The 12,110-nt window shown below is 65.7% G+C and carries 13 protein-coding genes; 5 read left to right on the top strand and 8 right to left on the bottom strand.

The window, feature by feature from the left end:
• Positions 1-172: 172 nt before the first annotated feature.
• The 7 genes from GR702_RS21455 to GR702_RS21425 form a co-directional block, all read right to left on the bottom strand.
• Positions 173-1,708: a PAS domain-containing sensor histidine kinase gene (locus tag GR702_RS21455; RefSeq protein WP_020820520.1), complete on the bottom strand. Its 1,536-nt coding sequence runs from the start codon at positions 1,706-1,708 to the stop codon at positions 173-175.
• Between the two features lie 59 nt (positions 1,709-1,767).
• Positions 1,768-2,241, bottom strand: a complete 474-nt coding sequence (locus GR702_RS21450; RefSeq protein ID WP_004212732.1) for a DUF305 domain-containing protein — start codon at positions 2,239-2,241, stop codon at positions 1,768-1,770.
• A gap of 90 nt (positions 2,242-2,331) precedes the next feature.
• The gene (locus tag GR702_RS21445; protein ID WP_020820521.1) at positions 2,332-3,480 is read right to left on the bottom strand and encodes a copper resistance protein B; all 1,149 of its coding nucleotides are present in this window, start codon (positions 3,478-3,480) and stop codon (positions 2,332-2,334) included.
• Positions 3,480-5,405, bottom strand: a complete 1,926-nt coding sequence (locus GR702_RS21440; protein ID WP_020820522.1) for a copper resistance system multicopper oxidase — start codon at positions 5,403-5,405, stop codon at positions 3,480-3,482. The genes GR702_RS21445 and GR702_RS21440 overlap by 1 nt, the downstream gene beginning before the upstream one ends.
• Before the next feature lie 66 nt (positions 5,406-5,471).
• Positions 5,472-6,038, bottom strand: coding sequence for an RNA polymerase sigma factor (locus GR702_RS21435; RefSeq protein ID WP_007683367.1), 567 nt, complete (start codon positions 6,036-6,038; stop codon positions 5,472-5,474).
• Entirely contained in the window at positions 6,035-6,475 is a 441-nt protein-coding gene (locus GR702_RS21430; protein ID WP_007683368.1) for a periplasmic heavy metal sensor, read from the bottom strand. Before GR702_RS21430 ends, GR702_RS21435 begins: the two co-directional genes overlap by 4 nt.
• A complete protein-coding gene (locus GR702_RS21425; RefSeq protein WP_004212738.1) occupies positions 6,475-6,747 on the bottom strand; it encodes a hypothetical protein in 273 nt (90 codons plus the stop codon). Before GR702_RS21425 ends, GR702_RS21430 begins: the two co-directional genes overlap by 1 nt.
• A 133-nt stretch (positions 6,748-6,880) precedes the next feature.
• On the opposite strand from GR702_RS21425, the gene copC reads away from it, so the two are divergent.
• The 5 genes from copC (at position 6,881) to cueR (ending at position 11,778) form a co-directional block, all read left to right on the top strand.
• Positions 6,881-7,258 (top strand): copper homeostasis periplasmic binding protein CopC, encoded by a 378-nt coding sequence (gene copC, locus GR702_RS21420; protein WP_007683372.1) that lies wholly within the window; start codon positions 6,881-6,883, stop codon positions 7,256-7,258.
• A 4-nt stretch (positions 7,259-7,262) separates the two neighbouring features.
• Entirely contained in the window at positions 7,263-8,207 is a 945-nt protein-coding gene (copD, locus tag GR702_RS21415) for a copper homeostasis membrane protein CopD (protein WP_020820523.1), read from the top strand.
• A gap of 36 nt (positions 8,208-8,243) precedes the next feature.
• Positions 8,244-8,918, top strand: coding sequence for a class I SAM-dependent methyltransferase (locus tag GR702_RS21410; RefSeq protein ID WP_020820524.1), 675 nt, complete (start codon positions 8,244-8,246; stop codon positions 8,916-8,918).
• 107 nt (positions 8,919-9,025) lie between these two features.
• Positions 9,026-11,383 (top strand): heavy metal translocating P-type ATPase, encoded by a 2,358-nt coding sequence (locus GR702_RS21405; RefSeq protein WP_020820525.1) that lies wholly within the window; start codon positions 9,026-9,028, stop codon positions 11,381-11,383.
• Complete coding sequence (cueR, locus tag GR702_RS21400; protein ID WP_020820526.1) at positions 11,380-11,778, top strand: Cu(I)-responsive transcriptional regulator; 399 nt, start codon at positions 11,380-11,382, stop codon at positions 11,776-11,778. The genes GR702_RS21405 and cueR overlap by 4 nt, the downstream gene beginning before the upstream one ends.
• Before the next feature lie 26 nt (positions 11,779-11,804).
• Here cueR and GR702_RS21395 read toward each other — a convergent pair whose 3' ends face one another.
• A complete protein-coding gene (locus GR702_RS21395; protein ID WP_337192672.1) occupies positions 11,805-11,981 on the bottom strand; it encodes a LuxR C-terminal-related transcriptional regulator in 177 nt (58 codons plus the stop codon).
• Positions 11,982-12,110: the final 129 nt, after the last annotated feature.

The following is a 12,110-nucleotide window of genomic DNA, read 5'->3' as shown; positions in this document are numbered from 1 at the left end:
TACCAGCGCACCGCCCATAGGATGACCTCGCCGGTAAAATGCCGTCCTTTGAAATCGTTCATCGCAACTGACCTTGACAGTACATGAGCCCAATCTTGGAAACCGTGTCAGAGTTTGCAACAGAGCCGCCTTGCGGATGCTCTCCTCGTCGTCGACCAGATGGATGACGCGTCTATCCCCCATGTTCCTCCTCCGCCCGCGCATGGATCAAGGTAAAATGAAAGCGCGCGCCGCCGCGGTCGGGGCGCTCCATCCAGATACGGCCCCCATGCGCTTCGATGATGGTCCGGCAGATCGAAAGGCCGAGGCCCATGCCGTCGGCCTTTGTCGACTTGAACGCCGTGAAGAGCTGCTCCCGGACCTCGTCGGCGATGCCGGGGCCGGTATCCGCCACGGTCACCTCGATCAGCCCGTCAGGGCGCAACCTGGTCGCCACCTTGAGGTCGCGAACCGGACACTCCGCCATCGCCTCGATGGCATTGCGCATCAGGTTGACCAGCACCTGCTGGATCTGCACCCTGTCGACGAGGACCGGCGTCGCGGCGGGATCGACTGCAAAGAAGCTGCGGATGCCGCGCTCGCGGGCGTCGACCAGCGCGAGCTGGCTCGCCTCGGCGATGACCCGCGGCAGCTCGTGGAGGCTCTTGTCGACCTCGCCGCGGGCGACGAAATCGCGCAGGCGCCGGACGATATGGCCGGCCCGCAGCGTTTCCTGTGCCGCATCATCCATCAACGACCGTAGCGACACGAAGGGTTCGTCGTCCCGCTCGTCGAGCATGTCGCGGATCGTCTCGAGATAGAGCGCGACCGCGGCAAGCGGCTGGTTGAGCTCATGCGCGAGGGTCGAGGCCATCGTGCCCATCGCGCTCAGCCGGGAGACATGGACCAGCTCTGCCTGCAGTTCCTTGAGCCTGAGCTCATCCTGCTCCTTGGCGGTGAGATCCCGGATGAAGCCGGTGAACAACCGCTGCCCGTCTTCACCGGCCTCGCCAACCGACAGCTGCATCGGGAAGGTCGAGCCGTCGCGGCGCTGGCCGACCACGACGCGGCCGAGGCCGATGATCCGGCGCTCGCCGGTCTGGAGATAATGCGCGATATATTCGTCGTGCCGGTCGCGATCGGGCTGGGGCATCAGGCAGGAGACGTTGCGGCCGACGAGCTCGGTTTCCGAATAGCCGAACAGGCGTTGGGCGGCCGCGCTGAACGACGTGATGGCGCCGGTCTCGTCGATGATGATCATCGCATCGGGGACGGTCGCCAGGATCGACTGGAGATGCTGCTCGCGGGTCTCGATTGACGCCCGGACCGCCGCCTCGTCGGTGACATCGCGACTGATGCAGGCAAAGCCTCGATGTGCGTCGCCTTCGAACAGGGCGCTGATCGTCAGGCGCGCGAGATATTCCGCGCCGTTCTCGCAGACCCGCCACGCTTCGCGCTCCAGCGTGCCTTCGTGAAGGGCGGCCGCCAGGTCTGCGCACGGGCGGCCGGCCGCAATCTCGTCGGGCGGGTAGAACAGGTCATGGGGCTGTCCCAAGACGCGATCGAGGGGCCAGCATTCGGCACGCTCGCCTTCTTCATTATAGCTCAGCACGATCCCGGCAGGATCGAGCAGCGTCAGGACGTGGCCGCCAGCCTGTCGCAGGAACAGCGGCGCAAGCCGCGCTACGTCGCTGGCAATCTCGTCCGGCCCGCGCCTCGTGTCGACCATCGTCCCGGCTCACATGCCTGGCCGGGCGCACGGATCCGGGCGTAGCCCGACCGTGCCACTCAGCGCCGCGCGAGTATGGCCTTCATCTCGTCGATTTCCTGCCGCTGCGAGCGCTTGATCGCTTCGCAAAGCCGGATGACTTCCGGATCGCTGAGCTTTGCTTCCTGGCACATCAGGATCGCCCCGGAATGATGCGGGATCATCGAGCGCAGAAAGGCCGTGTCGCCGATCGTGGTCTGGGTGCGGATGAGCGCAAAGCTGCCGAAGAAGGCGACCAGCGACGCGGCGATCAGCGCGATGTTGGCGGCTTTCGACGCGAACATGTGCCGCATGGCGACGATCATCAGCACCACCATCGGCGCGACCATCATCAGCGTCATGTAGAGCATGTTGAGGTTGTTGTAGAAGCTGTCGAGCCCGTCGATCATGACGAACATCACCAGATACATGATGACGCCGCTGATGACGGTCTGAACGGCAAGGCTCCAATAGGCGCCCATCTTCCGGGTGTTCATGTGGGACGAATGGTCCATGGCGTATCTCCTTCGCTCGGCGCCGGCCGACCTTGGTATGAGTGTAACGCCCCGCTCTCCTGTTCGCCCCCGCCATCAGCCGTCCTGATGCTAAAACCAGAAGCGAACGCCGGCGACGAAGCTGGTCGCATGGACGTCCTCGCCGGCAAGCCTCGACAGCCGCGCCGTGTCGCCGGCTTTGCGCAGATAAGAGACGCCGATATAGGGTGCGAACTGGCGGCTGAACTCATAGCGCAGGCGCGCGCCGAGCTCTATGTTGACCAGCCCCGAACCGATGTCGTTCTCCGGAATATCCTGCGCGGCGAAATTGACCTCGGCGCGCGGCTGCAAGATCAGGCGCTGGGTAATGCGCTGGTCGTAATAGCCCTCGACCCGGCCCAGAACATCGCCCTTGGTCGAGAGGAACAGCGCGCCTTCGACTTCGAACATGCCGGGAGCCAGGCCCTCGACGCCGACCGTCGCGTAAGTGCGGTCGGGCCCGCGGCCGAAGTCCTGGCGGATACCGCCCTGAAGATTGAAATAGGGGTCGATGGCCCGGCTATAGAGCACCTGCACCTCCGCGCTGTCGATGCCGCGGCCGAACTCGCCTTCGCCCTCGCTCTTGAGCCAGAGCCGGTTGATATCGCCGCCGTAAAAGCCTTCGCCATCCCAGCGATAGCCATCGCGACCGCTATGCGCTTGATACTCGAACAGGTTGAGCAGCACCTGCCCGAAATTGTTGCCGCCGCTGTCCTTCATCATGATGTCGCGTGAGCGCGCCATCTCGGCGCCGGGAAAATCACGATCGGCGAAGTGGTCGCTGGGGGGAGGCGGCGGGGGCGCATTGCCGGCCGGAAGCGCCGTGCCGGTCATTTGCATGCCGGGCATGGCGGTCTGGCCATGCTGCGAATGGTCCATCCCGGGCATGTCCGGCATCGCGCCGTCCTGATGCTGGGAGTGGTCCATGCCCGGCATGTCCGGCATCGCGGGAGACGCGGGTTGCGGCTGACCGGCCGCATCTCCCTGCGGCGCAGGACTGGCCTGGTGCTGCGAATGGTCCATCGCCGAGGTGGCGTCTGGCGCTGGTGTCTGAGCGCGCGGCCTGGCGGCGGCCTTGTCCTTCTTCTTCTCCTGCGCCGGCGGCACCTCGCCCGGCGGCGCCATGCCGGGCATGCCGTGCATTGAATGATCCTGGGCAAAGGCGGGCGCGGCAGCGAAAAGGGCGATCGCGCTCACCAGCGGCGTGAGGATGCGGGTCATTACGCGTCTCCCTTCGGACGGACGCTCACGACCCGCATCATCCCGGCATGCATGTGGTAGAGGAGATGACAGTGGAAGGCCCAGTCGCCGACCGCGTCGGCGGTGAAGTCCCAGGTCACCTTGCCGCCGGGCTGGACGATTACCGTATGCTTGCGTGGCGCATGATCGCCATGCCCCGTCACCAGCTCGAAAAAATGCCCGTGAATATGGATCGGATGCCCCATCATCGTGTCGTTGATGAGATTGACGCGCACCCGCTCGCCTTCGATGAAGGGGATCGGCTCGTGATGGTCCGACATTTTTTCGCCGTCGAACGACCACATGAACCGCTCCATGTTGCCGGTGAGGTGAATGTCGATGCTGCGGCTCGGCGCGCGCACGTCCGGATTGCGATCGAGCGCCATCAGGTCCCTGTAGACAAGCACCTTGTGGCCGACGTCGGCGAGGCCCTGGCCGGGCTCGCCGGTGCGGTCGACGGGCATCGGCGAGATGGTCTGGACGCTCGGGTCGCGCTTCACCTGCGGCGCGTTCGAGAAGTCTCGCATCTTCATCGACCCCATCGCGTGCCCGCCATGGTCCATGCCCGCCATCTGGCCATCGGCGCCCATCGCGCCGTGGTCCATCCCGCTCATCGCGGAATGATCCATCCCCGAATGATCCATGCCTGCCATGGCGCTATTGTCCATGGTCGCCATCGCTGCCGCCGCGCCGGTCGCGAGGCGCGCGGACGCGTTCTTCTCGGCCGTCGGATCGACGCCCCGCATAGCGCCGCCCGACATGTCCATGCCTTCCATGCCCGGCATCGAGGACATGTCCATGCCCATGTCCTTCATGTCGGCGAGCGGCCGTTTGCGTAAGGGGGGAACCTCGCCGGCCATGCCGGCGCGCGGCGCGAGCGTGGCACGCGCCATGCCCGAGCGGTCGATCGCCTCGCCGACAAGGGTGTAGGCCTTGTCATCGCCTGGGCTGACAACGACGTCGTAGGTCTCGGCAACACCAATCTGGAACTCGTCGACGGTGACCGGCACCACATTCTGCCCGTCGGCCTGGACGATGGTCAGCGGCAGGCCGGGGATGCGGACGTTGAAGGTGGTCATCGCCGACGCATTGATGACCCGCAGCCGCACCCGTTCGCCCGGGGTGAAGAGCGCGGTCCAGTTGTCCATCGGACCATGGCCGTTGACGAGATAGGTGTAGGTGGATCCGGTCACATCGGAGATGTCGGCCGGGTCCATCCGCATCTGGCCCCAGTCGAGCCGGTCCTTGAGCGGCTGATCCTTGCCCGACAGGAGCCCGGCCAGGGTCTGGCGCTGGAAATTGAAATGGCCGGGGTTGACCTTGAGGCGCCGGAAGATCGCCTGCGGCGAGAGCGCGCTGTGATCGGCGAGCACGATGACATGCTCGCGGTCATAGGCGACCGGATCGGCACCGGCGGGATCGATGATGATCGGGCCGTAATGGCCTTCCTGTTCCTGCAGGCCTGAATGGCTGTGGTACCAGTAGGTGCCGCTTTGCACGACGGAGAACTGGTAGAGGTAGTTCGAGCCCGGCTTGATGCCCGGAAAAGACACGCCCGGCACACCGTCCATATTGGCCGGCAGGATCAGCCCGTGCCAGTGGATCGAGCTGTCCTCCTCCAGCTGATTGATGACGTTGAGCCGCACGCGCTGGCCCTCGCGCAGCCGGATCAGCGGGGCGGGGACCGTGCCGTTGAGGCCGATTGCCCGGAACTTGCGCCCGTCGATGGTCATCGACTGCCGGGCGATGGTGAGCGTAATGTCTTCGCCCGACACGGTCGGCAGCGTCGGTCGCATCCCCGGCGAGATCGTCTGCGCCCAGGCCGGCAGCCAGGCTGACAATGCTGCGCCGCCGCCGGCGAGGGCCGCGCCGCGGAGGAACTGGCGGCGGTCGAGAGCAGAAATCATTCGGTTGTCTCAGCTTTAAGAAAGAGGGCGTACCTATTGGGAATACGCAGCATGGCCTCATCCCCCTCAAACTTTCTTTAATATTTCCGAAAGGCGTGCCCTAGCTCGATAGAGGCGCGTTTCGACCGCCTTCTGGCTGATCCCGAGAATTTCGGCGGTTTCAGCTTCCGATTTCTCGTCGATCGTACGCAAAATAAGCGTGTCCTTGAGGGAAGACGGCAGGGCAGCAATCGCTTTCATTGCTTGCGCGAGCTGCTGTTCGGCCCCGATCGCCTGATCGGGCAGCGGTGCGTCGTCGGCGACGCCGTCCGCCTCGCCGAGCGGTAGGGCTAGGGCAAAGAAATTTCGAACCGCTCGCCGACGCCGCCAGTCATGGCATTTGTTGATGACAATCCGGGACATCCAGACCTGGAAGGGTCGGGTTACGTCATAGCGGTTGAGTGCGGCAAAGGCCGCGACGAAGCTCGCCTGGGTGACATCCAATGCCTCATCCATAGATCCGACATGGCTGCGCACGAGCCGGTGAACCCAACCTTGATGCCGGCGGACCAGCTCGCCATAGGCCGCTTGCCGGCCTCCAAGCGCCAGAGCCGCGAGCTCCCCGTCCGAGCAGTCGGGGAGGCACGCGGTCATTCGGATTTGGCCGTCAGCGCTTTCACCACGGCGTCGTCGAATTTGTCCGTCTGATCCGGGCGCAGCACGGCCCGCATCGCGAAGATATGCTCAAGTGTTTCTTTCTGCAGCGCGCCCATGGCCTGGTGCGAGCGATCCACCGCAGTTGCGACTTGCGGGCCATAGCCATGCTCCGCTTCGATCGCTTCCGCGAGACGCGCATTGTCGGCGCGCAATTCGGCCTCCAGCGCTTGACGCCGGATCGCGTAGTTCTTCTCGATTGTCTCGAGTCGGCTGTGTTGCGCTGAATTCAGCTTCAGATCGCGATGGAGCAGCTCGTGCAGCTCATTTTCGACCGGGCGCACTGGAACCACATAGACGCGGCCAATGACAACGCCAGCGATCGCCGCGGCGAAGGTCACCAGGACGAGGAGCAGGAGCCGGCGGCGGTCGCGCATCACTGCGAGCTCAGCAGCGTCGAGGGCGCAAGCGCGAGCCGAGCATCGAAGGGCGATAGCGGTTTGGCATCAGCAGACCGTGTCGGAACTGCCGAGCCGGCAATTCCGATGAACAGCGCGGTTGCGGCCGCGATGCCGAACGTCATAGCGCCAAGGCTTGGTATGGCCCGGATGCGCGCTATTTCCGCCATGACCCTGCTTTCCAGGCCGCCGAGCCTGGGATCGAGAGGCGCATCGCGCAACCGCGAGAGCAGGTGGTCAAGTTCATCCATGGTGCTTCTCCGTCTTCATCCTTCAATACGCACGATGGTCCAGGAACCCTTGCTGTAGATTGAAAAGAATAATTGCGAGGGGTGGGGGCTCGGGCTGCGTATTGTCTCATGGGATCTACAGGAGAATGTTCCAATGCGTTTCTTTTCGCCTCTCGCAGTTATCGCCGCCGTCGGCCTGAGTGTTTCTGCTCCGGCCTACGCGCATCCCAAGCTTGTGTCCTCGACGCCCGCCGCGAACGCCAGCGTCTCGGCGCCTTCGCGTATCACGCTCACCTTCAGTGAAGGTCTGATGCCGAAGCTGTCGGGCGCCGAGATCGTGATGACCGGCATGCCCGGCATGCCCAACCACCGCATGGCGGTAACCGGCTTCAAGACGTCCGTCGAAGGCGACAAGACGCTCGTGCTGACGCTCGCCAAGCCGCTCATGGCGGGCAGCTATCAGGTCGCCTGGCACGTCGTCTCGACCGACACGCACCGCATCCAGGGCAATCTCGCCTTTACCGTCAAGTGACGCCATGAACGACGTGGCACTCGTCGCCGTCCGCTGGGCGCTCTACGTCGATCTCGGCCTGTTGTTCGGCCTGCCGCTGTTCGCGCTCTATGCGCCCGGCGGCGGCCGGATGGTACAGCGGCATCTGCCGATGGTAGCAATGGTGGCCGGTCTCGCCTGTCTCGCCCTCCTGCTGTCGGCGCTGGGGTTCGCGTTGCAGGCAGCGGCCATGACCGGGCTGCCGCTCACCCAGCCTGATCTTTCCATGGTCGCAGAGCTGTTCAACGGCACGTCCATGGGAACGGCGCTGAAGGCGCGCCTCGTCGCGCTCCTCGTTCTTCTGCTCTCCATCCCCTTCTATCGCCGGCAATCCCGTCCTGCCTTCATCGCCTCCACTCTGGCAGGCGCGGTCGCACTCGCGACCCTCGCCTGGAGCGGGCATGGCGCGGCCGGCGAAGGCGAGGCGGGCTGGCTGCAACTGGGGGCCGATCTCATCCATCTGCTCGCCGCGGGCGCCTGGGTCGGCGCGCTTGCCGCATTCCTTGCGCTGGTTCTTACCAGGCTCGCAACCGATGATCTCGCCACTGAAGACATGGACCGGGTCATGCTCGCCGAGGAAGCGCTGCGGGGCTTCTCCCTCGTCGGCACGATCATCGTCGCCCTGCTGATCCTGACCGGGACGGTGAACGGCTGGTTCCTGGTCGGCCCGGGCAACATCGCGTCTCTCGGGCAGTCGACCTACGGCCTGCTGCTCATCGCCAAGCTGCTGCTCTTCGCCGGCATGCTGGGCCTGGCCGCGCTCAACCGTTATCGCCTGACCCCGGCACTTGCGCAGGCGATCGAGGAAGAGGACGCGCCACGGGCGCAGGCGCTGCTGCGCGCGAGCCTCGTCGTCGAAGGCGGTCTTGCGATCGTCATTCTCGGGCTGGTCGCCTGGCTGGGGACACTGTCGCCACCCATGTCGATGTAGCTTATCGTTTCGGACGCCTCGCGTTGGGAGAAGCCAATGCAATCCTACACCCCGCCGCTCGGGACCGGATCGACGAAAGACTATGATCGCGCGATCCGCCTGTGGACGCGGGAGAAGCGGTGGCGTGCCGCCATGCTCGCCGCCCTGGCGCCCAAAGCCGGTGAGACGGTCGTCGACGTCGGCTGTGGCACCGGCAGCTTCGCGCTGATGCTCAAGCAAGCCGAGCCCAGGACGCAGGTGATCGGTCTCGATCCCGATGCCGAGGCGCTCGACATCGCGCGGCACAAGGCCGCTGCGCGGCAGGCCGATATCGACTGGCGTCAGGGATTTGCCAGGGACGTGGCCCCGGGCACCGCCGACGCTGTCGTATCGAGTCTCGTGCTGCATCAGATGCCGGTCAGGGAGAAGGCGGCAACCCTGCGCGCCATGTTCGCCATGCTGCGCCCGGGTGGCCGCCTGGTGATCGCAGATTATGGCCGCCAGCACGGTCTCATGCGGCTCGCCTTTCGCCTGACCGTGCAGCGACTCGATGGCATCGATGATACCCGACCCAACGCCGACGGCGTGCTCCCCGGCCTGATCGCGGCGGCCGGCTTCAGGCATGTGGCCGAGACGTTTCGGCTCTTGACCATCACCGGCGCGATCGAATTGCTTACCGCGCATCGACCGGCGCAGGCCCAGGGCCTTACGGTTGCGAACGACCTTGGCTGATCCCGGCCGAGCGACCGGGTACGCCGATTTGGCCGCTTAGGCGATTACGTATTGACCCTGACACGGTGTCAGACCCTAGATCGTCAGGCGTCGAAAGGAGCAAGGCGATGAACGAGACACATGGAGCGGCGCATGGCGGCGGTTGCTGCGGCGGCCACGGCGGCGCGAAAGCGGCGACCGGCATCAAGGACCCGGTCTGTGGCATGACCGTCGATCCGGCGACCACCGCGCACCATGCCGATCATGGCGGTGAACGCTATCATTTCTGCAGCGCGGGCTGCCGGGCAAAGTTCATCGCCGATCCCGAGCGCTATCTCGGCCCGCCGGCACCGCCGTTCGCAGCGCCCGTGGGCACGATCTGGACCTGCCCTATGCATCCCGAGATCCGGCAGGACCATCCCGGGTCCTGTCCGATCTGCGGCATGGCGCTCGAACCCGCGACCGTGACCGCCGACAGCGGTCCCAGCCACGAGCTGGTCGATTTCACGCGGCGTTTCTGGGTTGGCCTGGTGCTGGCCCTGCCGGTGCTGATCCTCGAGATGGGGGCGCACCTGTTTCCTGTGATCCATCGCCTCGTGCCGATGTCGACCTCGGTATGGATCCAGTTCGTGCTGGCGACGCCTGTCGTGCTCTGGGCGGGCTGGCCGTTCTTCGAGCGTGGCTGGGCCTCGCTCAAGACCCGCAACCTCAACATGTTCACCCTGATCGCGATGGGGACGGGGGTCGCCTGGATCTACAGCGTCGTCGCGACGCTCGCGCCTCAGCTGTTCCCGCCTGCCTTCCGCGGCGAGGACGGCATGGTTGCCGTCTATTTCGAGGCCGCCGCGGTGATCACCGTTCTCGTGCTGCTCGGCCAGGTGCTCGAACTGCGCGCGCGTGAGCGGACCTCGGGCGCGATCAAGGCGCTGCTCAACCTCGCGCCCAAGACCGCGCGCCGGATCGCCGCCGACGGGAGCGAAGAGGAGATCAGTCTCGATCTGGTCGCGGTCGGCGACCGCCTGCGCGTGCGGCCGGGCGAGAAGGTGCCGGTCGACGGCGTAGTCGAGGACGGCCGCTCCTCGCTCGACGAGTCGATGGTCACCGGTGAATCCATGCCCGTCACCAAGGCCAAGGCCGACACGGTGATCGGCGGCACGCTCAACCAGACCGGTGCGCTGGTGATCGTCGCCGACAAGGTCGGACGCGACACCATGCTTGCGCGGATTGTCCAGATGGTCGCCGAGGCGCAGCGCTCGCGCGCGCCGATCCAGCGCATGGCCGATCAGGTGTCGGGCTGGTTCGTGCCCGTGGTCATCGCGGTTGCGGTGGTCGCGTTTATCGCCTGGGGTATCTGGGGCCCCGAGCCGCGCTTCGCCTATGGGCTGGTGGCGGCGGTCGCCGTGCTGATCATCGCCTGTCCCTGTGCACTGGGTCTCGCCACGCCGATGTCGATCATGGTGGGCGTCGGCCGCGGCGCCGGACTCGGCGTCCTTATCAAGAATGCCGAAGCGCTCGAGCATATGGAGAAGGTCGACACGCTCGTCGTCGACAAGACAGGCACGCTGACCGAAGGCCGCCCTGCCGTCACCCAGGTCGTGCCGGCGCCCGGCTTCGACGAAGCCGAGTTGCTGCGGCTTGCCGCCTCGGTCGAACGGGCTTCCGAACATCCGCTCGCGCTGGCGATCGTCGAGGCTGCGAAGGATCGCGCCATCGCCACGAGCGACGTCACCGACTTCGACTCGCCGACCGGGCGCGGCGCGCTCGGTACGGTCGAAGGGCGGCGCATCGTCCTCGGCAATGCGCGGTTCCTCGCCGACGAGGGCGTCGCCACCGAGGCGCTCGCCGGCCAGGCCGACGCACTGCGACGCGATGGCGCCACCGCAATCTTCATCGGAATCGACGGCACCGTCGGCGGTGCCTTCGCCATCGCCGATCCGGTGAAGGCCACGACGCCAGAAGCGCTCGCCGCGCTCAAGGCGGAGGGTATTCGCGTGGTCATGCTGACCGGCGACAACCGCACGACAGCGGAAGCGGTCGCCCGGCGCCTGGGCATCGACGAGGTCGAAGCCGAGGTGCTGCCCGATCAGAAAAGCGCCGTGGTCGCCAAGTTCAAGCGCGAGGGGCGGGTGGTCGCCATGGCCGGCGACGGTGTCAACGACGCCCCCGCGCTGGCCGCCGCCGATGTCGGCATCGCCATGGGCTCGGGCACCGACGTCGCCATCGAGAGCGCGGGCGTGACCCTGCTCAAGGGCGACCTCACCGGCATCGTCCGGGCGCGTAAGCTCAGCCAGGCGACCATGTCGAACATCCGCCAGAACCTCGTCTTCGCCTTCATCTACAATGTCGCGGGCGTGCCGGTGGCGGCGGGCGCGCTCTATCCGCTGTTCGGCATCCTGCTCTCGCCGATCATCGCGGCCGCCGCCATGGCGCTCTCCTCGGTCAGCGTGGTCACCAACGCGCTGCGACTCAACCGGAAGGCGCTGTGAACATCGGCGAGACGTCTCGGCGGAGCGGCGTCTCGGAGCGGATGATCCGCCATTATGAGAAGATAGGCCTCATCCCGGCGCCGCCGCGCCGGGGTGCGGGCTATCGCGACTATGACGAGCGCGATCTTCATCGCCTGCGGTTCATCGCCAATGCGCGCGATCTGGGGTTTCCGATCGAGGAGATCCGCACTCTGCTCGGCCTTTGGGCGGATACGGGTCGCGCGAGTGGCGAGGTGAAGCGGCTTGCGCTGGCCCGTGCCGAGGAATTCGAGCGCAAGGCGGCAGCGCTGACGGCGCTGCGCGACACGCTGGTCGATCTCGCCGAACGCTGCCACGGCGACGCGCGGCCGGATTGTCCGATCATTGCCGAACTCGCCACGGGCCGATCCGCATAACGTCCGATGTCGCAGGATGGTGAAGCCTAATGGCGATCGTCCTCAGGCGATCCGTTCAGGTCCACAGCAAACGCGATCCGTAGCAAGTCGGGCAAACTTTGGGCTCCCAGTTTGACCATCAGGCTGGCTCGATCCAGCTCGACTGTGCGCGGCGTGGTACCGAGTTCATCTGCGATAAAGCTATTGGGATAGCCTCGCGCAATCCCTCTAACAGCCCGCTGCCGAAGTCGATTTTTCGGGACGGCGCTCAGCCCGGCCCCGCAGACATGATGATCAGCAGCACGCCGGCTTCGGCTGCGACTTGGCCGACGAGGGCGAAGATCAGCGCGTTT

Origin of the sequence: Novosphingobium silvae, assembly GCF_009856825.1 — a bacterium.
In the GTDB taxonomy this organism is placed as follows: Bacteria; Pseudomonadota; Alphaproteobacteria; order Sphingomonadales; family Sphingomonadaceae; genus Novosphingobium; species Novosphingobium silvae.
This window is presented reverse-complemented; position numbering and strand designations above follow the sequence as displayed.